The sequence below is a fragment of the Faecalimonas umbilicata genome, assembly GCF_042846195.1.
Lineage (GTDB): Bacteria > Bacillota > Clostridia > Lachnospirales > Lachnospiraceae > Faecalimonas > Faecalimonas umbilicata.
This window is the reverse complement of record NZ_AP031411.1, coordinates 1,365,294-1,386,617: the sequence shown is the minus strand read 5'-3', so window position 1 is coordinate 1,386,617 and position 21,324 is coordinate 1,365,294. Positions and strand designations below refer to the sequence as shown.

The following is a 21,324-nucleotide window of genomic DNA, read 5'->3' as shown; positions in this document are numbered from 1 at the left end:
TCCTTAGTATATTCCTGTAATCCACCCCGGCTCACTCACTTGCGGCAGTGTCGGTTTCTGCGGCACTTCCGGCTCCTGTGGCTGTTGTGGCACTTCCGGTTCCTCATTTGGTCCCTGTGGCTCCTGTGGTGCTTCCGGTTCCTCATTTGGTCCCTGCGGCTGCTGCGGCACTTCTGGTTCCCCATTTGGCTCCTGCGGCTGCTGCGGTTCCTCATTCGGCTTCTGTGGCACCTCTGATTTTCCCTCTGTTTCTTTTTCAGTATCTTTCTTGGTGTCTTTCTTTTTATCCGCTGATTTTTTCTTTCCATCAGACATTTCTGCCTGCTTCTGTGCCTCTTTCTTCAACGCTCTCTTTTCTTTCCAGCTAACATCCTCTTCTTCAAAAAGATGATTTAGATCCAATACATGATCGCGTGCATTGAGATTCTCAATCTCTGCTACCTCATCCGACACCGGCGTTTTCTTCTGCTGTTCTTTCGCATCCCCCTGGAAGTGTTCCCACAAAGCGATCCCACTTCCAAGCAGTATGCAAAAGCCAATTCCGGCGATTGCACCTGCCATCCTCTTTTTTTTCTGCATTCGTTGTCTCTCCTTCTTATCACTTTTCTTTCCCATCCAAAAGATTGTCTAATTTCCATCAGCATTGCCGGATCCGTCTAATACGATTTTATGATCACAACATGCGAATGCTGCCACCTTATGGGAAATGCATAAAATGGTCTTTGATTTCATCTGTTTTAAATTGTTTAACACTTGTTCTTCTGTCTTCTCGTCCAGCGCCGAGGTGCATTCATCCAAGAGAAGAACCGGCGCATCACTTAAGAGTGCCCGCGCAATTGCAATCCGCTGGATCTGTCCTTCGGAAAGTCCATTTCCTCTTTCCCGCAGCACCGTATCCAATCCATCAGGGAGCTCCTGAATATATTCCCAGATACATGCCATCTTTGCCGCCGTACAAATATCCTCTTCCGATACCTGTCTTCCGGAAAAAACAAGATTTTCACGGATGGTTCCTGATAAGATCATATTCCCTTGCGGCACGTAGGCAAACATCTTTCTTGTCCCGGCATCCGCGGGTATCTTTTTCTTCCCAAGATCAAAATAAATCTGTCCTTCCTCACATTGAAGCAAACCGAGCAGCAACTTCATCATCGTGCTTTTGCCTGCACCAGAAGGACCGGCAACTGCCGTCAGACTTCCCTTTTCCAAACGTACAGAAAAATGTTCCAGCACGCTTCGGTTCTCGTAGGAGAATCCAACCTCTTCAAAGACAATCGCCTGCATCTCTTCAGAAATTTTTTCAAACTCCTCTTCCACGGAAAATGCCTCTTCTTCCTCGATCTGCTCCAAATCCATCAATCGTTCCGCCGATCCGATCATACTATAATATTGAGGAATCAGCCCGGAAATATTTCGGAACGGCGCCCGGATCTGCCCGATGATCTGCAGAAAAGCTGTCAATGTCCCGAAGGTCAGCAATCCTCTGGAAATCTGAATCGCACCCCATGCCAAAGCCGCATAATATCCTGCCGTAAACATGACATAGACGATGGTATTTGCCAGATTGCTGACTGCATTCCGCTTCTTTTTTATCTGATAATGGATTTCCTGATAATTGGTGAGTTTTTGTTCCATCATCTCTTCATTGGAAAAAGACTTGATGACCATAAGGTTTTCGATACATTCCTGTAAAAATGCACGCACCTGCCCTCCACTTTCCTGCACTTCCTTATGAAAATGGCGAAATCTCTCACTGTAAATCCTATTTCCGATACATACCACAACCCCAATCAGCAAGATCACAAGCGTAAATCGAAAATCAATCCGAAATAGAATCAGCAGCCCCACAGACAGTTTTGTCCCAAGAGAGATCAGCTGTGGCAAAATACCGACAATCCCTGCAACTACAAGCTCTACATCACTTGTCAGTCGATTCATAATCTCTCCGGAATGAATACCGCTGATCTCCAGATACGGTTTCCTTAAAATCGCCGCGAACATTCTGCGCTTCAGTTCCATCTCCAATTTGCCTGAAACACGGACACGGATATTACTGTTTACGATATTCAGAATCGCCTGAAGGCCAATGAGCCCTACAAGGATCAGACAATATCTCCAAAGGCTTCCTTGTCGGCTGCCGGATGCCACATCAAGAAGTGCGCTGGAGATCAGTGCAAGCAGAAGGAAACTTCCGGCAATGGCTGCGCTGGCACCTGCCAACAGTGCAACTGCCCACAGATGGTTTTTGCTGCACCGGTAGATCCAGCTTATCGGTTTTTGTTCCATTTCCCTCTCAATCCTTTCCACCCTCTCCACACAAAATCTGCCAATCTTATGATCCATTTTCTCGCTCGGATTGAACTGCACCAAATCTTTACATAGATCCGATATCTCCTATCCTTTCTGCAATCGACATAATCCTCTCCCCGGTAAAATCCTCGCAGCACTCCAAGCACTTGTTCCTCATGAATTCCGTGCTCCGGTATCCACTGATGATCCCCACAGAGGATATACCCTTCCGTGTCTCTTCCGATGACTCGATGAAGAATATAAGATCCATTCTTCCTTCGATAGAGAATCACCTCACTGTTTTCCACGATTCCCTCCAGCCGAACGAGATGCAAGATATCCTTCTGCGGTCTGATACAGGGAAGCATACTGATTCCAGATGCCGCTGTAAACAATTCCCCGTCTTCTAAAAGAATCTGCTCCATTTTCTTGCGCATCGTATGTTCCGCCTACGCTTCTAAAATGCCAGCCTCTAAGAGTCTGGTGACAAATGTATGTACATCGTTTTTCGCCTGTTCCTCTGTCATCTCATATTGATTCAGCATCATCTCTGTCAGCGCTTCTTCTGTCAGATTCCTCTCAAGCGCTTTCCAGAGAAAAGCCCCTGTCTGGTTCATCTGAATCATTCCTTTGAACTCATTTGTCTGTGCTCCAACCGGGACTACAACATATTTTCCTGCCACTTCCCGCATAAAAAATCCATTTTTGATTCTCATATTCCTTCTCCTCTCATACTTTCATATGCCATCTTTGCCGCACATTCTGAAATCGTACACTGCATCTGATAGACCGGGACTTCCCGAAAAAGTTCATCCAGCATCCCCAGCAGCTTCTCTGCCATCTCCTGCCTGCGCGGAACGAGTGTCTGCCGCATCAAAAGCAGCACCGCTTCTTGAGGATCCATGCGCCTGATCTCGTTTGTTTTCCCACGCTCCAGCATACAGATTCCCTGCAGTTTCCCCTTTCGGTTCAACTGCTCATCTGTTTTTCCGCTAAACGGCGTCCCATACACGACCCAGCCATCCGCTTCTTTTCTGACTGCCGGCTTATCGTCATTGATGATCAATGCCCGCTCAGCTCCAAAATATTTCTGCCACTGTTTTGTATGTGTAGATTTTCCTGTTCCACTGTCCGCAGAAAACAGATAAACTCTGCCATCCACTTCCACCGCAGATGCATGGATCATCATCCCGCCCTGCAAAAGAAGCTTGCGGTAAAATTCCAATCCTACAAAAATATATTCACACTCTTCTAATGTCAGATGAGGCTGCTCCGCCTGCTTCTGTATACAGAGTTCCTCTGTCATCGTCAGTGTGATCTGCGTCTTCGCATCTCCATCAAAACGGTATGACTCCATCTTCTTTTTCAGAAACTCATAGATTGGCTCATACTCTACAATGCAGTCCGCAATCTGATATCGCATTCCTCTTCTCCTTTCCGAAAAAGGACCTGGAAGTATTGCTCCCAGATCCTCCTGTGATCAGTCAATGATAAATTCTTTTTCTACTTTTTGCAGCTGTCCATCTTTCGATACATACATGCTGACTTTATAAGTTCCCGGACCAAATGCTCCATTCAGTGTACGCATGCGAAGTTTTGTATAGCTTTCATCTAAAAAGCTTGTCTCCAACAACACTTTCCCTACAGATGTCCCTTGGATCACTGTAAACTTAATCAGTGCCTGATTCGGAAAGTCATCGATTGCCGTTGTAAACGTAACATCCAGACAGGTGCCATAATCTGACTCTTCTTTATTATAGAAAATCGATTCAATTGCAAGCTTCGGTTCTTCCGGAACTTGCGGCACATATGCCGGAATCTTATCATGTTCTGTATAGCCCGCATAGTTTCCATAGACATCTACCGGCAGCGCAAAGTAATCCTTATCGGTTCCATTATAGGAGATCTCCACCTGGTTATATCCACTGTGCATCTGAATCTGCGACGAAGCGATCTCACCACCTACCAGTTGATCTCCGGTCGGTGTATTGTTCTCCCAGTTATAGGAACCGTTAAAGTTATATGTTCCGTAGTAAAGTGTTCCGCTCTCATCCGATACAAAACTATATCGGAAAGAAGTCTCTGAGATTCGTTCTACTTTCTGCTCTGTAATCCGCGGCGGATTGTATTCCACTACAAAAGATTTCTTTGCAACGGTTCCATCAGAAAATGTCACCTTTGCAATATACTGATTATCTTTGTGTCCATAATTTTCCGGAATCACAATGGTATAGACTTTTCTGTCTTCGCTGATAACCAGCTGTGCTTTATCTGTTGTGATCGGTGAACCGGTCGGACAGATAAAGGAGAAATTATCCAGTGTCAGCTCTTCTGCCGGAGCTTTATTTAACTCCACGGTAATTGTGTTTTTCGGTTTCTCTGCGACAAATACGATCTGGTATTCTGATGAAATGTTTGGATCTTCCTGCACATTTCCACTAACGGTGAGCGGCCCCAGAACATCCGATGTTCTTCCATCGTGAGCTTCCATCACATAATATAACGAATAAGAGATTCCTTCTTCCAGTCCACTGATCAATACCTTATTGAATCCCGTCTTCATTTCCTTACGGTATCCTTTTTTCACAGTATCCACAGAAGGGATTTCCTCTGCCCCGCGACTGACCTGTGTATGCCCCGGAAGGTATACATATACATATCCTCCCTCATCCACATCAAACAAATCAAATTCTGCTCTTGTCGCCTCACTTCTCAGTACCGTTGCATCGCTGACAGTCGGGCAGTCTACTTTGTAACTGAAATATTTGGAAATGATCTTGCCCGGTGCAATCTCCATCGAGAATGTGTAGGTATCGTCTTTTGCAAACACCGAAGTAGAAACTTCGTACACGCGATTGTCTTCCGTCTTTGCACTTAAAAGTGTCATTTCCTTCCCGCCATGGCAGATAATTCTCATATCTTCTACTGCGAGCGGTTGTGTTGTCGCTTTCTCCAAAGTAACGATCATCCGACTCATTCCACGTACTTCCACAGATACAATGCTGTTGGTCAAGATCTCTTCCCCAACTTCCACTTCTACTTGATTATTTCCATTGTCCTGCACTTTATCAAGTTTTCCGCTTCCGCCAATCGTAGAATTGTCTCCATTTAAAATAGCATTCTCCACGGTTCCATTGACAGTGATCATAGACCCACCTGCAGCCTCAGACACGAGTAATTCCTCCGCAGGTACATTCACCGTAAATCCCTGTACCACTTCTGCAACTTCCACTTCTGCAATTTTCAATGCTCCATTGACCGTCATATTACTTCCCGCCACAAGTTTCGCAACACTGGATCCCGCTCCAAGATTCAGGGTGAAATTCCCCGCTGCCCTGCCTGCACCGGCAGCACTTTTCCCAATCTGATCAAATACTGTGTCATTTGCTGTCACAGTACAGTCCGCGTCTGCTGCCACTTCCAAATTTTTTACACGAAGCTGATTCAATACAATCTCTCCACCTTGTACAGAGCTGTCCACAACGACCTTGTTATAATTTCGCACTTTCTCAGTCGCATTCACTGTGTAAATACCGCCCTTTACTTGCTCCGCCGTAATTGTCAGTGTATCCTGTGTCACCTTCTTCGCAGTGTCACACGCATCCAACACATTTTTGGCAAGCCATTTCTTCTGGTCCGTTGACACTTCCGAAGACTTCAGCATCTCCTGTGCCGTCACATAAGCAGACTGTACAAGTGTATTCCCATAGAATACCTGTCCGTCTACTTTCATATAAGATCTGACCGCATATCTGGTGTTAAACCCTGCTCCACTGATCCCGGTAAGAACTCCGGTATAGTAAACCTTCTCCTCTGTTGTCTTCCAATTCTTCTCTGCCGGAATCTCAAGAGCTTTGTAAGCTTTCCCTTTTAACGCATAGCTTCCGCCAATCTGAAGTTCTCCTCCGGCTGCCTCCAACGCACTCGCAGGTACTGCCACCGTTCCGTAAGTAACCACTTTTCCTTCTGCTTTCAGCTGCTCCAGGTAAGCCTTATCGATTGCCGAAATCGTCCGAAGTCCTGTCTTTCCTTCTGTTCGAATCTCCATAGATTCTGTAGAAATATGTGTTTCATTCTCTGCCGCCAACGCGAACCCTGTGCTGCCCAATACGAATGTTAAGGCTAATAACAATACTTTGCATATCTTATTTAGTCTTTTTAGCATTCCTTTTCTCCTTCTAGTCTTTATTCTTCCCAGTCATCTGGAATCGTCACCTCATTATCAAGGTTCTCTGACGGTTGTTCCGTTCCCATATCCATCTTGGTATCTGTTGATGAATCTTCTGTACTTCTTTCCTCTGGCTTCTCTAATGAAGAGTTCCCTGCATGCTCATCGCTTGCTCCCGATTCTTTCTTCTCTTCGTAATCGATATCCAGGTCCTCTGCCTGCCCGTTCGCTGTAGCTTTTCTAGAATCATCACCTGCCTGATCCGAACTCCTTCCGGAAAAAGAATCAGATAACATCCATGTGATGGCACAGAGGAAAAGAATTACAATTACAGTTATGATTGTTTTCTTTTTCATATACTACCTCTGTGTAAATACATTAAAAATATTTTTAATAAGAAATCTCTTCACTTCCATCTCCCCAACCACCTACATCTCCATCATTGTCAAGTCCACTCATCATAATCGTATCTTCCACCGGAATCTTTACAATATTCAGTTCTAATGCCTCATATCTTTCTTTCATTATTTTTACGCTCCTTTTCATTTTAATTTCCGGTAAATTATACATTATCTTTTACATCTCTGCAACTATTTTTTCATCCTGTTTTCCTTATTTTTCGCTCTTTTTCACAGATACTTTTACTCGTAAAGTCCTGCCGCCCTGCACACGCGATCCATCTGGTCTACCTGCTCGGTCACCGCAGCGCTCTTTAAGGCCTCTCGCCCTTTTCTATTTGCAAAAATGGTCTTCGTGACCAAACGCCAGATCCATGCTGCCGGCAACAAAAATGAATGCCGCCTCACTGCCGGAGAAAGTTCTTTCATTGCCTCCAAAGGCGGGAAAAGCATTGTCATCACCAACCGTATGCGCGTCCTTCGGATTTGTTTTTTCTCCCCGCCCTCTTTTAAGAGTCTCGCTCCCATATGATTTTCCATCGTGCCGTATGCCCCACTGCCAATGATATGTTCCAAAAGAATATTTCCATCAAAAAACGATTTATCTTCCTCCATACATTGCTGTAAAAAACGATGCATCGTTTCGGAAAACTTTAAAAGTCCCCCTCTCTCTAGATACACTTCGATCTTCTTCCAGTCGCAACTATCTTTTTTCTTCTGTGCAAACACAAAAAGATCCAACAGCATGCGGATTCCAATTCCTCCGTACTTCAAGTGCTTTGCCATATGACCGATCATATATACATAATACTCTTCCCAAGGCATCTGATACGCAAACGCAAAACCTTCCTTTCGGATACATTTGCTCCAGATATCCTCCAAAAATACATCTAGCTCCCGATTCTCCGTTGAGCAGTCCCAATGAATCTCAACCGTCATAAAAGGATTCCGCACATAGACATCGTGATGCCCTCCTCCATGTTCCAAAGTATATCCAAGCGACTCCATAATCGCCTGAATCTTGCCCTGCTGCTCTTTCTGACACAGGATATCAAGATCTGTGAGAAAACGCATATCAGGAGAAGGGTACTCCTTTTTCAACTGAGCTCCCTTTAATGGGAGATGCTCGATTTGTTCTTCCTCAAACTTCTGTTGGATCTCCTGCAAAGAAAAATACTGGGTAGCCTCTCTCGCAATTCCTTTCTGCTGCGCCTTTTGCATTGCACAGATCATATCCGCAGAGATTTTCTCCTGTTCCTGCAGTGGTAAAATTCCATAGGATACTAGATTGTCAATCTTCTGATACTTGCACAACTGCTGCAAATACTTCCAGTCAAGCCCTTCGACCTCTATCGTTATTGGTTCTTCCAGCAAAACACTCTTGATCAACTGAAAGAGTGCCCTCTGTTCTTTTTCTCTTCTCATCTACTTCTCTCTTTCTTTTTAATTTATCTTACAATGTCACACACAACGATCTCCGGAAGATTATTGACTCGCGGAATCCCTCTGGAACTGCCAAGACCCGCCGACAAGATCATCGTTCCATTTCCGCAGGAAAACATTCCTCTCGTATACGTTGGAAAAAATCCTTCCTCCGGATCAAACAGTCCTCCTACAAACGGAACTCTTACCTGACCACCATGCACATGTCCGCTGAAAACTAGATCTACATCCCAGTATTCCATGCTCTTCCACAACAGTAAGCCTTCCGGTACATGACTCAGCAAAATCTTTAGCCGATCCGTCTGCACAAACGCTTCCAGAAATCGTTGCTCCGATCCATCTTTCCAGTCTTCCGGCAGTAAATATCCGTAGGCTCCCCCAATCCTTACTTCCTGTCCGGCAATCTTGGTATCCACATATTCTTTCTCCAGCACAACTGCCCCGGCAGCTTCAAGCTGTTCCGTCAGATCGCCTTCACCATAAGTTTTCTCATAACCCACCTCATGATTGCCCAGCGAAAAATACACCGGCGCAATCGCACGTGCTTCCCGAACCAGATGCAGAAGAATATCCGTGCGGTCTTCATCCTCATTGAGCATATCTCCCGTCATAAAGATTACATCCGGCTTCTGCTTCTGAATCTTAGCAATCAGCCTTTGATTATCCCTGCCATACTGATAATTATGAAGATCTGTAAGCTGCACAGCTCTAATTGGAGCTGCAATCTTTGGATTCCGGTAAGTATACTGCCGAACAATGAGACATTTTTGTGATAAGATAAGACTGACCAAAAAAATTCCTGTCAGCAAAAAGAAACTAAATACAACTGTCTTTCCAAATTTCTTCATCGTCCACTTCCGATCTGTCATTTCTCTTTCCAATCAAATAGCCGGAGCTTCTTCCACCCCGGCTTTCTTTTCTTATGCGTACTGTCTTACAATCTCCTGCATCTTTGCAAATTGCTGCTCCATCTCATCCACCAGACGGAACTGCGTCCGCGCACGGACAAGGTTGTGCTCTGGATAAGCCGTCTTAAAGTAAGTGTCTCCTTCCAGATAATCTGTCAGGAACCGAATTCCACACTCAAACGTCATCAGACGCGCTCCCCATGGAAGACTCTCGACTTCTTCTGCTGTCAACACATCTCTTGTCGCCTCCAAATATCCTTTCACATACAGCTCATATAAAGAGATATCAAAATGCATCTTATCCAGATCGCGCTCATCTTCCTCCGCTGTCGCCGCACCAAACCGGATGGAATCTCCGAAATCGTTTGCAGCAAGCCCTGGCATGATTGTATCCAGATCAATGATACAAAGTCCCTTTCCGGTCCCTGCATCAAACAAAATATTGTTCAGCTTCGTATCATTGTGTGTCACTCGAAGCGGCAGCGTTCCATTCTCCTGCTGTTCTACTAACACCTTACAATCTTGCTTTCTATCAAGGGCAAATGCAATCTCCGGTCTGCAAGTGATCGCCCTGTTTTTGATATCTCGCTTCAAAGCTTTCTCCAAATTTTCAAACCGTTTCACCGTATTGTGGAAATCTGGGATTGTCTCCTTTAAGCTGGATGCCGGATAATTTCCAAGCTGTTTTAAGAAGTGTCCAAAACTATTTCCAGACTGATAGAACTGCTCCGGATCCTCTACAAGCTGATAACATACCGAATTCGAAATATAATTATAACATCTCCACGGCTGTCCCTCATTATCCTCAAAATAGGTACATCCATTCTTTGTCTTAATGCAGGAAAGTGTCTCTCTGTCCGGATCTCCACCTTCCTCTCGAATGACATTTCTTAGATATTCTGTCACTCCGAAGATGTTCTCCATCACACCTGCCGGATCTTTGAAGACATTATTATTCACCCGCTGAAGAATATAGGCAAACTCATCGCCCTCCTCCGTCGGCATATAGACCGCATACGTCTCGTTAATATGTCCCTCTCCAAACGGCTTCACATAGCTGCACTGAAGACCGAACCCAAACGCATACAGTGCATCTTCCAGATTTCTGCTTGTCACACCGTCAATCTTTCTTCTCGTAGAGAAGATCACTTCTCCCTCTTCAACCTTCTTTCTGGAAGGGATTACACAGTTCGCCTTTACGACACTGCCCAGTCCGATATGCGCTCCACATCCAACACGAGAATCATGATCTACAACTGCCCCACTGTTGACAAGCACACCATGTTCCACAACTGTATTGGTATTGACAATCGCACTCTGCATAATAAAACTTCCATTGCCGATCACCGCACTAGGACTAACGACCGCTGACGGATGAATGATCGCCGGAACTTGGTAGCCCGCTTCCATCAATTTCTCTGTCCAGTATAGCCGCATTCCACTGTCTCCCAGAGCTGCCACTGCCGTATCGTACTCATTTAAAAATGCCTTATAGTCACAGCACTTTCCAATTACATCCGCTCCCTTTACGGCATCATCTAAAAACACAACCTCTTCGTACCCCAACAATCTTGCTGTTTCCTGGATCATATGGCCAAAACCGCCGGCACCTAAAATCAATAAACGTCTCACTTCTTCTTTTGTATGAATCCAAATTGGAAACATACCCCTCCTTCCTATGTAAAATATAAATTTATCATACCACATCTACCGGAAGGCTGCTACAAAAAATATGGAAGTTTCCATATAAAGTAATTGTACAATTTCCCCAAAACTTTCTCTTCCACTTCATCTATTATCTAGAATTCCTCTGTCTATTCTTGAATACTTGCCTGAAACGGCATCGACTTGTTTCCTATCTCGGAGATTTCACAAGAACAGTGAAACCCCCGAAGATTTAGATCTGATCATCAATCAGAAATAGATTTTTCTTACATCTTCTGTACAAACTCTTCCAACGTCTTTGACCGAAAGGCTGTCTGCATCCAATGCTTCAACACTTCCATATCCTGCTGGGTCTGAATCCGCTCCAAGACCTCATCTGGAACGTCTCCGAAATTTTGCAAAAACAAAAGCAGAGTTTCTTTACATCCTTCCGAATACTCCCCATACCTAATGCATGTATTACTACAATCATATACATCGCAATGATTCGTAGCATATCTATGCCATAATTACGCTCTGTCTGTCATAATTATACTCCTTTCTCATCTCTCATCAACCTCTTTTAACTAATTTGCCTATTAATGGCTGAATATATTCTTTCAGAACTTTAAATGAACGGTAATCTACAATAGATGCAATGGTAAAATAAACACCTAAAATAATAATTCCGGACACGCATGCATAACCTATAATTGAAAAATAAGAATTTAATTGCCATGGAATCCATTTACTGATCGCTGTAATTGCAATAAATATAATAGAGTTGGAAATAAATCTCTTATAGGAAACCCAAGGACTTCTTTGTAAAATTCGAACATTAGCGTATATAAACATATCGTTCATTCGGTACATTAATGCAACAATTGTTCCTATGAGAACACCGTAAATCCCCCAAAGTTTCACAGCAATTATCGACACCCCTAAATTAATAACTGCCTCTGCTATACATCTACTTTGTGTTTTGCGAAAATGCTGTGCGTAATTAATCACATCAGAACAACACGCCCTTGCACCTGTCATTACATAGAATATAGAAAATAAAACTGCTACCTTATAATCCAAATAATTAATATCTGTAATTCCTGCTGTATATAATTTCATAAATGGAATAATAAAAATCAACGCAATATTATATAGCGCAAATACTAACGCCATTCTATAAGTTTCATACAAATCATGAAGTTGTATATATCTTTCCCTATCACGATTAAATGTTTGTCCCATAACAAACGCGAACCCCTGAGCCACATAATCTAAGGCAGTTCTAATCATAGAATACAGTAATGTATACATTGTATATACGCTAACAACTTTCAATCCTGAAAAAATTGTTAAAATTATAGTGTCTGTATTTCTGAAAATCAAATCGCAAATCTGATTTACAAATGCTGCATTTTTTTGTCCAATAGCCTTATAATCCGGTTCTTCTTTCAAATTTATCCACTGATAATTTTTAGCTATGTATATTCCAATAACAATGATCTTAAGTACGTTTATCAACAAATAGGTAAATTGAATTGCAATAATGTCACATCCTAACAGAAGCATAATGATTTTTGCTATACTAATAATCGTAGTAGATATTGATGTCAAAGCCGTATTAATATAGTTCTTTCCTTCTGCCTGTAATAAAATAATAAATTTCCCTTGAAAGTAGTAGCTAATGACTCCAGGTAGTCCATTAAACAAAATTATAATAATCATAGTCCATACTGGAATATTAGCCGAAATCACTAACGGATACCCTACAGCCACTACAAGAACTGCAATTAAATACAATCTTCCTGTTTTTTTATAATAATGATCGGTGGCTGACATAATCCCTAAAATCTCTTTTTTATTACTATTTGCTATTGGTCCATACAATGCTTGAAGAGTTGCTGCACCTACACCCGCTTCTAAAAGAGAAAAATATGCAAATACTTGTCCAATGGAATTCAAAAAACCATTCATTTCCGAACCAAAATTAGTTAAAAAAAGTCGCGGAATAATGATTCCTAATGCAATAGACAAAATCTGACTGCCTATCCCTATTGCTATATTCAAAAAACTTTTTCGCCTATTCATTTTCTTCTTATATACTCCATATGTTCTCTGATATAATGTAGTTTCATTTTTAAAGACACATCATGATAGCACACCAATTTTATCAAATCTATAACTTTTCTTTTAGCAAAATAGACTCTATATCTCTTCCTAATCTCTGTCATTTTTTCTAAAATTGCATACTTCTCTTCTCTATCTTCTTCAGTAATCAATCCCAATTCAATTCCCTTTTTCATATCATCATCTTGTTGTTTCAAAATTTTCTCTAACGGAAATTTCGCGAAATTCTCTGGATTTGAACTGCTTCCAGAATGTTTTCGATACTGTACCATATGTTCTGGCAAAAAAGCATTTTCCCCTAACATCAAAGCTCTAAATGAAATAAGTTCATCTTCTGTAGGGCAATCATCATTTAATGGTCCAAACGTTGTCAAAACCCTCTTATAGAACGCTCTTGATGGCGCTGGTATATTCCCTCCGCCTTCAAATGTATAAGTATGTATCTTATCAACAATTGCACTATGTTCCCTTAAGATTTCCCCTTTTTCACTAATTGCATCAATGCTAAATGATACAGCCGTCACTTCTGGATGATTCTCTAAATATTCCACCGATTTTTCCGTTCGATCTGATCGAGATAAATCATCCCCATGTGCTGCAACAATAATTTCTCCTGTTGTAAGCTCCAAGTATGCCCTATTCATGTGCTTTGTAATACCCAGATTTTCCTCATTCCTATTCAAGACAATTTTATGCGGACCACTATATTCTTTTGCCATGCGCTCCATAATCTCAAAAGTACAATCTGTTGAACAATCATCTGATAAAATAATTTCTAACGGAGAATATGTCTGTTCAAAAGCACATCTAATACTCTCCTCTATGTACTTTTCAATATTATAAGTTGTTACAACATACGATACTAACGGTTTGTTCATTTTAATCCCATTGCCTTTCCTGCTAACACGTAATTTTTTCTTTTCATAAAGCATACAAATAATTGGATTCTAAATTTACCTATTCTACTAGCATTTTCATTTCTAAAAAATTTCTCCTGAATGAATTTGAATTGATTAATCCAATCTCCGTATTTTGAAAAATCTACTTTCGAAAATTCATGACAACTCAAACCACCTTTTTTTGATTGCCCAATTCCTGAAATCAAGTGCATAAAAAAAATATATGTAATATTTTCGTCTTTTAATTTTCCACTTAAGTCTTCTTTTATTTTATTAAATAATCTTAATTGCTGAAAAATCACTTCTTTTGATAAAGAATTCATCGCTGAACCTACCCTATCAACATATACATAGTAGTCTCGACCAAGAAAAAAAACTTTTCCTGTCCCCCTAAAAATTGTCTTATAATAATTAATATTAAATAATAAATCTTCACCTATTGTTTCCTGCACATCAAACTCCAAATGATTTTTCTGAATAATTTCTCTCCTATATAATTTATTCCACGGTTCAAATCCAAGCACATATGTAAAATAGTATTTTTTAAAAAACTGATTAATATCTCCAGTATAAAAACTCTGAACTTGTTGTGTATTAAACACATATAAATCCGCTTCTTTCTCTTTTTGTGCTTCAAATAACTGCTGAAGTGAAAATGGTTCGATATAATCATCACTATCCACAAACCAAACAAACGTTCCTCTTGCTATTTCCAAGCCACAATTGCGTGCTGATGATACACCACCATTTTTTTTATGGATTACTTTCACCCTAGAATCAAGCTTTTGATATTCATCACACATTCGAGGGCATCTATCTGGTGAACCATCATCTATTAATATCAATTCAAAGTCTTTATATGTCTGATTCAAAATACTAGTGACACATCTTTCTATATACTGTTCTGTTTTATAGACTGGAACAATAATACTAAAAACTGGCATAACAATTACTCCTCTGAATCCATCTTTAATGCATCTTCTAAATATTTCAAAGAATACTCTCGAAATTTCTTAATTTTTACTCTTGCTTCCGTGTAATCAATCTTAAGTAAATCATTTATATCCGGTTCTCCAGATGTATACAATCTATTTTCTAAACCTATTTTCTTTAAGTAGTCAATTTTACGGCTATCATTATTATTAACAGCTTTCTCTTGATCCCTCGCAATTGCCGTAATAAACGGTCGTTCAAAAATAGTCGAAAAAACTGTTCCATGGAATGAATTAGTATACACTAAACCTGCATGCATAAACAAACCAACAAACTCTTCTGGACTAGCTGAATATGCCTTGTGATAAGGTCTTACAAAATCACGAATATATTCATTAAATACAACAACATCATATCCTGTAACCTTTCGAAGATGTTCTGTCAACGCTCTACTACCATGATTGTTTTCTAAGAAATATACCAAGATATATGGTTTTCTATATTTAGGTTTAATAGCTAGTTTCTCCCATTCATCACGTTCTAATAATAATACTGGATCACATACAGTATGCACTTTTTTTTCTGTCAACTTCTGTATAATAGCAACACCTCGTGGCTCTCTTACCGAAATAAAATCAAATCCTTGTATCCAACTTCTTATTTTCTGTAACGTTTCTTCACTAAATTCTGTTTTTCCTAAACTTGGTGAATATGATATCTTCTTTGCTTTATTTTCTTTATCTAAAAATTGAAGATAATACGCTGTTTCAAAATCTTGACATGACGGATTCCATATTTGGTCTCCTCCACAAATATATGCATCATAGTCAAATTTTTCATCTTTCATCTCTTCTGTAGATATATACTCTTTTTGTGATATCGGTAAAACTTCATTTATAAAACGCTCATAATTATCAAAACGTTTTTTCAATGCCGGATAAATAAAATACCGAAACATCTTATGAACTCCTCTATCACTATCTCTAATAATCTTATAAGCCTCTTTCTGACTTTGTGGACGCAAATTAATAAGTTCTGTCTCATGCCCTAACATTTGTAACTTCTTTGATAGTGCATATGCTTGTAACACCGAACCATAATTATGCGAACCATGAAATGTGAGTTGTCCTATTTTTCTCATCTTTTCTCTGCCTTACTATAAATATCTTTTTATTTGATTTTGTTTTTCTTCATCATAACACTCTTAGCAATAATTTAATGCAGGAACACCTCGATAGTAAAACTAAAATTTTCATTTTCCATCCATATTTAAAAATATCGATATTATAAAGACTTTCCCGAATCATACTTTGCTCCAAAACATTTTTAGCTTCTTCTTGTTCTCTTTTTTTACCTAGATTTCCTTTTTTTATATTCTGAATTGAAAAAATCAAAAACTTTACTCCTGTAGAAAACAAACGTTGCTTTTCCTGCTCAAATAACTGTTCTTCTTTTAAGTATGCCTTTTCCCATTCGAGAAGATTGTTTAATAACTTATAAACTTTTGGCCGATATGTGTTGCTTAATGATTCACCATTATACTTATAATAATATAGACATTCATCTAAAACAGATATCTTTTCGCATTCTTTGTATAATTCCATGGCAGAAATTACATCTTCTGCAAAAAATTCTCGTTCAGATTTAAATTTATAATCCGAAATAATTTCTTTTCGATATAAGTTTCTACAAACAAATCCTTCTATCTCTTTCTCATTTGTTCCTGGTATAATTCCTATCATAGGCAAAATAAGCATTTTAAAAATTTCTGAACGATTCAATACCTTTGGTACATTGTGAAAATGATGTTCTACAACATTTCCAGCAGAACCTACTGTAAAATGTGAGCAAATACAAATCTCTGATTTATCTTTTTCAATCCTGTTATAAAGGTTATAAAACATTTCCGGATGAACATAATCGTCCGAATCAACAAATCCTATATAATCTCCAGATGCTATTTTTAACCCCGCATTGCGCGCACTAGAAAGTCCTCCATTTTCTTTATGTACAACATGCACTCGAAGGTCTTTGCTGAAGGAGTCACACATCTCACCTGATTCATCTAGCGAACCATCATCAACTAGAATTATTTCTATTTCTTGAAGTGTTTGTTCCAAAAGAGAATTTACACACTTTTCTAATGTTTCTTTTGTTTTATATACTGGTACAATGATACTTACTTTTGGCTTCATACTACCTCTACCTTACATATCCGAAATTATTTTCTTCAACAGCTTCCTTCTGTTCCTGTTTCTGTACTTCTGTAAAAGAAGAATTTCTCAACGTATATTCCTCTCCATAACAAGGCTTACTCTTCATATACTCTTTATTTTCGTTAATAAAGTCATGATAATCTTTCAATTTTCGAGCTGGATTTCCAGCAACTACGCTACCTTCTTCAACGTCATGAGTTACAATGCTCCCTGCACCTATTATCGAATTGTTTCCAATTGTTATTCCTGGCATGATTATGCTTCCAGCTCCAATAAAAACATTATTTCCAATGTGTACTGGCGCTATTTTCGTATATCCACATTCTTGCCACATACTGGCATCATGTGCAAGAATATGTACTCGTGGAGCCAGAGTAACATCATCTCCAATTTCAATCAACCAACAATGTGATTGGTCTATAATACAATGCTCATTTCTTCTAAAATTCTTTCCTACCTTAAGTCCTAGTTTTATCAAGCTGTCTGTAGAAACTTCTCCTCGCAAACGATATAACAAATTTCTTAAAAAAGACATTTTTCCCCATCCTTCTTAATTGTTAACTAATATATCTGCAATCCTTTTACATGCAAATCCGTCTCCATATGGATTGCTCGCATTGCTCATTTTTTTATATTCTTCTTCATCCTCAAGAAGCTTCTTAAAGTTTCGATAAATATTCTCTTCTTCTGTTCCAACCAGTTCTAATGTTCCAGCTTCAATACCTTCTGGTCGTTCTGTTGTATCACGCATAACCAAAACTGGCTTTCCAAGAGATGGTGCTTCTTCTTGTATTCCTCCTGAATCTGTCAAAATCATATAGCTTTGATTCAAGAAATTATGGAAATCAATTACCTCTAATGGTTCAATAATATGAACTCTTTCTTCCTGCCCCAAAATACTATCTGCGATTTCTCTCACAACCGGGTTCATGTGTATTGGATAAATCGCTTTTACATCCGGATGTTCTTTTAAAACACGAAGTATTGCTTTAAACATAGCTTTCATTGGCTCCCCTAAGTTTTCTCTTCGATGAGCTGTAATTAAGATCAAACGACTCCCTCTTGCCCATTCTAATTCCGGATGATTATATTTCTTTTTTACTGTAGTTTTTAATGCATCTATTGCAGTATTTCCCGTTACATATATAGATTCTTTCTTCTTACCTTCTTTAATTAAATTTTCTTTTGCTTTTTCTGTAGGTGCAAAATTATAATTGCTAATAATTCCTACCGCTTGTCTATTAAACTCTTCTGGATATGGTGAATAAATATTATATGTCCGAAGTCCAGCTTCAACATGTCCAACTGCAATTTGCAAATAGAAACAGGCCAATGCCGTTACAAAAGTTGTAGATGTGTCCCCATGCACCAACACAACGTCTGGTCTTACCTCTTCTAATACCTTTCTAATATTGTTCAAAATATTCGCAGTAATATCAAACAAAGTTTGCTTTTCTTTCATAATTGACAAATCATAGTCTGGAACTACATCAAATACCTCTAAGACCTGATCTAGCATTTGTCTATGCTGTCCCGTAACACAAACTATTGTTTCTATACTCTCTCTCGTTTTCAGTTCATTCACTAATGGGCACATCTTAATCGCTTCTGGTCTTGTGCCAAACACCAACATAACTTTTTTCATATATTTCCCCTCTTACTTCTTTAAAAAAGCAAAGCAATCTACTCCAAACCATCGATGAAACACTCTGGTTATTTTACTTCTTATTCTTAATTTCTGTGGCACCCAAGATTTATTAAACCAATGAATCGTTGCCGTATCCTTAGAGTCATACATAATGCCTGTTGCATCATCTAATGGACAAAATACATCTCTTGGATATAATGCAAACCCATCCAAAACCTGATATTTTCCATTCGGCACAAACCCTCTTTCAGAAAGCATTCTTGTTATTGTTACTGTATTTGTAGTTGTGTCTTGATTACCATCCTTATCTACAAAATGACGTCCATCATAGTAGGAAAGTAACTCTTTAAATAGTGGAAAACCTTTTTCTGCTGCCATAATTCCTGTCGGAATCTGAGTATCTGATTCAAAACCTGAAAATCCTTGATGTACAAGAAACTTATCTAAGTTTTTCGTTACCTCTACATCTGTATCCATATAGATTCCACCTTGTTTATACATAGCATACAAACGAACATAATCTGTCACAAAAGCAAAACGCTTACTCTCATATGCCTCTCTTACATAGTCACAACAATTAATATCAAAGTTATCTTCATTCCATTCTATAATCTCATAATCCGGACAGTATTTTCCCCAGCTTTCTATACACTTCTTCGCCAAATCTGGCATCTTCCCTCTGCCGAACCAGCAATAATGAATTAATTTAGGAATCATGCTAATCTCCTTTTCTATTTCTATTATCCATATTTTTTCTAAATTTTCTCTTTAACCAAATGGGTGTTATCTGTGATACAATAGGTTTTATCGCAAAAACATAATATTGGAGTGGTAATTTTAACGACTTAATCCCATGCACCAATACTCTCGATGCTTCCAATGAATGTTTGAATGTTCGCCGATTAAAGGTTGCCACATCTTCTCTAACTAAATATAATGGCTCTGCAATATTATATCCTTTATATCCATTTGCAAAAAAGCGAAACCAAAGGTCTACATCCTCTGCTCTAGTCGTAAGTTTAGACACACGATATCCTTCTAATGCTTCAAAAACTTCTCGCTTCATCATAATTGTCGCATGATGAAATGGATTGAATTTTGGCAAATCTGTTTTAACTGGAATTTCCTTAATCGGAATTATATTTTTCTCTCCCTTTTCATCAAACGCCTTCATATAAGTTCCAATCAGAGCATATTCCGGATGTTTGTCCAAAAAATCCACCTGCTTTTCAAAACGATCAGGCAAAGATAAATCATCACCATCCATACGAGCAATATATTTTCCTGTTGCATACTTGGCACAATGATTCAATGTTGCTGCTAATCTAATATTTTTTTTATTTTTTAATAGAACGATTTTGTCCGGATATTTTTCTTTATATTTTGATGCAACTTGATATGTGTCATCTTGTGAACCGTCATCACACAATATAAGTTCCCAATTCGCATAAGTTTGCTTAATAATGGAATCAATTGCGTCACTTAAAGTATCTGCACAATTGTAGATTCCCATCAATATAGAAACCTTATTTTTACCTTGCATAAGTTAAATACCTCCGTTCTAAATCCTTTGCCGCATCCTTGATATCAAATCCTGCCTCTTTAATAGATTTATATCCACACTCTCTATCCATATCTTTTATCAATACTTTTTCAACTTCTTTTCCCCAAGTCTCTGCACTTTCATCTAAAGAAATAAATTTTATATTTCCCGTTATATTTACTTCTTTCGGAATTGTATCGATGGATGCTAAACAAGACAATCCAGAACATTGTGCTTCAATTAAAACAATTCCAAACCCTTCATGCAAAGATGGAAATAAAAAAACATCCATTCCTTGCATAATACTTGAAACATCATTGCGTTTTCCCCAGAAAACAACTTTATTCTGTAGATTTAATTTTTCCACCTTATTTTCTATCTTTTCACGCGATTCACCGTCTCCAACTAACCAAAGTTCTACATTCTCACATTTTCTTTGAATGATATCAAAAATATCAATTATAAATGTTTGGTTTTTGACCTCATTAAAATTTCCAACATGCCCTATAATTAATTTATCTTTAGCATTTTTCTCTTCCCGTACTTTTCTTCTTGTTTCTTCATTAAATCTATATAGTTGTGTTTCAATGGCATTATTTATTATTTGCACCTTCCCATTCTCTACATCATTTTTCCCAAAAAGCCAACGTCCTGCTTCTTTAGAGCATGCAAATTCTTCTGTTTTTACACGAAAAATAATTCTGGCCAAATAATGCAACCATTTTTTTCCTGCCTGAGTAGCATGTGAATGCGATATTAATACTTCTGCTCCTCCATGTCTTGCAGCTAATAAGTCTATATTAGAAATTGCACTTCCTGTATGCCTATGAACTATCTGATATCCTTTATCTCGAACAATTTTTGCTATACTTAAATAGTTTTTTATTGGATTTTTCTTTTTAGGATACGCATGGTAAATATATCCACCCATGTTTTTTATTTCTTCGTCAAAATATCCTTCTTCCTCTACAGAAGTCAAAAAGTCAAACTGAACCTTTTCTCGATCAATCGCACGATAATAATTCATTACAAAATTCTCTATTCCACCATTTCCCATATTATGGAATATATGTAATACTCTAAGCATTTTCCCCATTCCTTTTTACTA

22 protein-coding genes are annotated in these 21,324 nt (G+C 39.0%); all 22 read right to left on the bottom strand.

The annotated features are described in order from the left end of the window. Positions 1-3: 3 nt before the first annotated feature. The 22 genes from ACGG81_RS06600 to ACGG81_RS06495 all read right to left on the bottom strand — a co-directional run bounded on the left by ACGG81_RS06600 (position 4) and on the right by ACGG81_RS06495 (position 21,303). Complete coding sequence (locus ACGG81_RS06600) at positions 4-579, bottom strand: hypothetical protein (RefSeq protein WP_390110266.1); 576 nt, start codon at positions 577-579, stop codon at positions 4-6. Between the two features lie 48 nt (positions 580-627). After that, positions 628-2,286, bottom strand: a complete 1,659-nt coding sequence (locus ACGG81_RS06595) for an ABC transporter ATP-binding protein (protein ID WP_390110263.1) — start codon at positions 2,284-2,286, stop codon at positions 628-630. Continuing rightward, a complete protein-coding gene (locus ACGG81_RS06590) occupies positions 2,268-2,726 on the bottom strand; it encodes a S24/S26 family peptidase (RefSeq protein ID WP_390110260.1) in 459 nt (152 codons plus the stop codon). The genes ACGG81_RS06595 and ACGG81_RS06590 overlap by 19 nt, the downstream gene beginning before the upstream one ends. Before the next feature lie 12 nt (positions 2,727-2,738). After that, on the bottom strand, positions 2,739-3,005 hold the full coding sequence (locus ACGG81_RS06585) for a PqqD family protein (protein WP_390110258.1): 267 nt from the start codon (positions 3,003-3,005) through the stop codon (positions 2,739-2,741). After that, a complete protein-coding gene (locus ACGG81_RS06580) occupies positions 3,002-3,712 on the bottom strand; it encodes a hypothetical protein (protein WP_016439003.1) in 711 nt (236 codons plus the stop codon). The genes ACGG81_RS06585 and ACGG81_RS06580 overlap by 4 nt, the downstream gene beginning before the upstream one ends. Positions 3,713-3,769: 57 nt before the next feature. Continuing rightward, positions 3,770-6,454, bottom strand: coding sequence for a hypothetical protein (locus ACGG81_RS06575; protein ID WP_390110255.1), 2,685 nt, complete (start codon positions 6,452-6,454; stop codon positions 3,770-3,772). Between the two features lie 20 nt (positions 6,455-6,474). Then, positions 6,475-6,813 carry a hypothetical protein gene (locus ACGG81_RS06570; RefSeq protein WP_336304928.1) on the bottom strand — a complete coding sequence of 113 codons (339 nt, stop codon included), beginning with the start codon at positions 6,811-6,813 and terminating at the stop codon, positions 6,475-6,477. A gap of 34 nt (positions 6,814-6,847) precedes the next feature. Further along, a complete protein-coding gene (locus ACGG81_RS06565; protein ID WP_270196545.1) occupies positions 6,848-6,982 on the bottom strand; it encodes a hypothetical protein in 135 nt (44 codons plus the stop codon). Positions 6,983-7,098: 116 nt separating this feature from the next. Beyond that, the gene (locus ACGG81_RS06560; protein ID WP_390110251.1) at positions 7,099-8,280 is read right to left on the bottom strand and encodes a nucleotidyltransferase family protein; all 1,182 of its coding nucleotides are present in this window, start codon (positions 8,278-8,280) and stop codon (positions 7,099-7,101) included. Between the two features lie 23 nt (positions 8,281-8,303). Further along, complete coding sequence (locus ACGG81_RS06555; protein ID WP_390110248.1) at positions 8,304-9,146, bottom strand: metallophosphoesterase; 843 nt, start codon at positions 9,144-9,146, stop codon at positions 8,304-8,306. Positions 9,147-9,218: 72 nt separating this feature from the next. Then, entirely contained in the window at positions 9,219-10,871 is a 1,653-nt protein-coding gene (locus tag ACGG81_RS06550) for a phosphotransferase (protein ID WP_390110245.1), read from the bottom strand. Positions 10,872-11,137: 266 nt separating this feature from the next. Continuing rightward, entirely contained in the window at positions 11,138-11,278 is a 141-nt protein-coding gene (locus ACGG81_RS06545) for a hypothetical protein (RefSeq protein ID WP_390110242.1), read from the bottom strand. Between the two features lie 145 nt (positions 11,279-11,423). Further along, positions 11,424-12,917 (bottom strand): hypothetical protein, encoded by a 1,494-nt coding sequence (locus ACGG81_RS06540; RefSeq protein ID WP_390110239.1) that lies wholly within the window; start codon positions 12,915-12,917, stop codon positions 11,424-11,426. 17 nt (positions 12,918-12,934) lie between these two features. Further along, positions 12,935-13,855 (bottom strand): glycosyltransferase, encoded by a 921-nt coding sequence (locus ACGG81_RS06535; RefSeq protein ID WP_390110236.1) that lies wholly within the window; start codon positions 13,853-13,855, stop codon positions 12,935-12,937. Continuing rightward, complete coding sequence (locus ACGG81_RS06530; protein ID WP_390110234.1) at positions 13,852-14,820, bottom strand: glycosyltransferase family 2 protein; 969 nt, start codon at positions 14,818-14,820, stop codon at positions 13,852-13,854. The genes ACGG81_RS06535 and ACGG81_RS06530 overlap by 4 nt, the downstream gene beginning before the upstream one ends. 5 nt (positions 14,821-14,825) lie before the next feature. Then, entirely contained in the window at positions 14,826-15,950 is a 1,125-nt protein-coding gene (locus ACGG81_RS06525; RefSeq protein ID WP_390110231.1) for a polysaccharide pyruvyl transferase family protein, read from the bottom strand. 52 nt (positions 15,951-16,002) lie between these two features. Further along, on the bottom strand, positions 16,003-17,004 hold the full coding sequence (locus tag ACGG81_RS06520) for a glycosyltransferase (protein WP_390110228.1): 1,002 nt from the start codon (positions 17,002-17,004) through the stop codon (positions 16,003-16,005). Between the two features lie 7 nt (positions 17,005-17,011). After that, positions 17,012-17,560 carry an acyltransferase gene (locus ACGG81_RS06515; protein WP_390110225.1) on the bottom strand — a complete coding sequence of 183 codons (549 nt, stop codon included), beginning with the start codon at positions 17,558-17,560 and terminating at the stop codon, positions 17,012-17,014. A gap of 15 nt (positions 17,561-17,575) precedes the next feature. Beyond that, positions 17,576-18,670 (bottom strand): non-hydrolyzing UDP-N-acetylglucosamine 2-epimerase, encoded by a 1,095-nt coding sequence (gene wecB, locus ACGG81_RS06510; RefSeq protein ID WP_390110222.1) that lies wholly within the window; start codon positions 18,668-18,670, stop codon positions 17,576-17,578. Positions 18,671-18,682: 12 nt separating this feature from the next. Then, positions 18,683-19,390 (bottom strand): glycosyltransferase family 32 protein, encoded by a 708-nt coding sequence (locus ACGG81_RS06505; protein WP_390110220.1) that lies wholly within the window; start codon positions 19,388-19,390, stop codon positions 18,683-18,685. A 1-nt stretch (position 19,391) separates the two neighbouring features. Beyond that, positions 19,392-20,216, bottom strand: a complete 825-nt coding sequence (locus tag ACGG81_RS06500; RefSeq protein WP_390110217.1) for a glycosyltransferase — start codon at positions 20,214-20,216, stop codon at positions 19,392-19,394. Beyond that, positions 20,206-21,303, bottom strand: a complete 1,098-nt coding sequence (locus ACGG81_RS06495) for a glycosyltransferase family 1 protein (RefSeq protein WP_390110215.1) — start codon at positions 21,301-21,303, stop codon at positions 20,206-20,208. Before ACGG81_RS06495 ends, ACGG81_RS06500 begins: the two co-directional genes overlap by 11 nt. Positions 21,304-21,324: the final 21 nt, after the last annotated feature.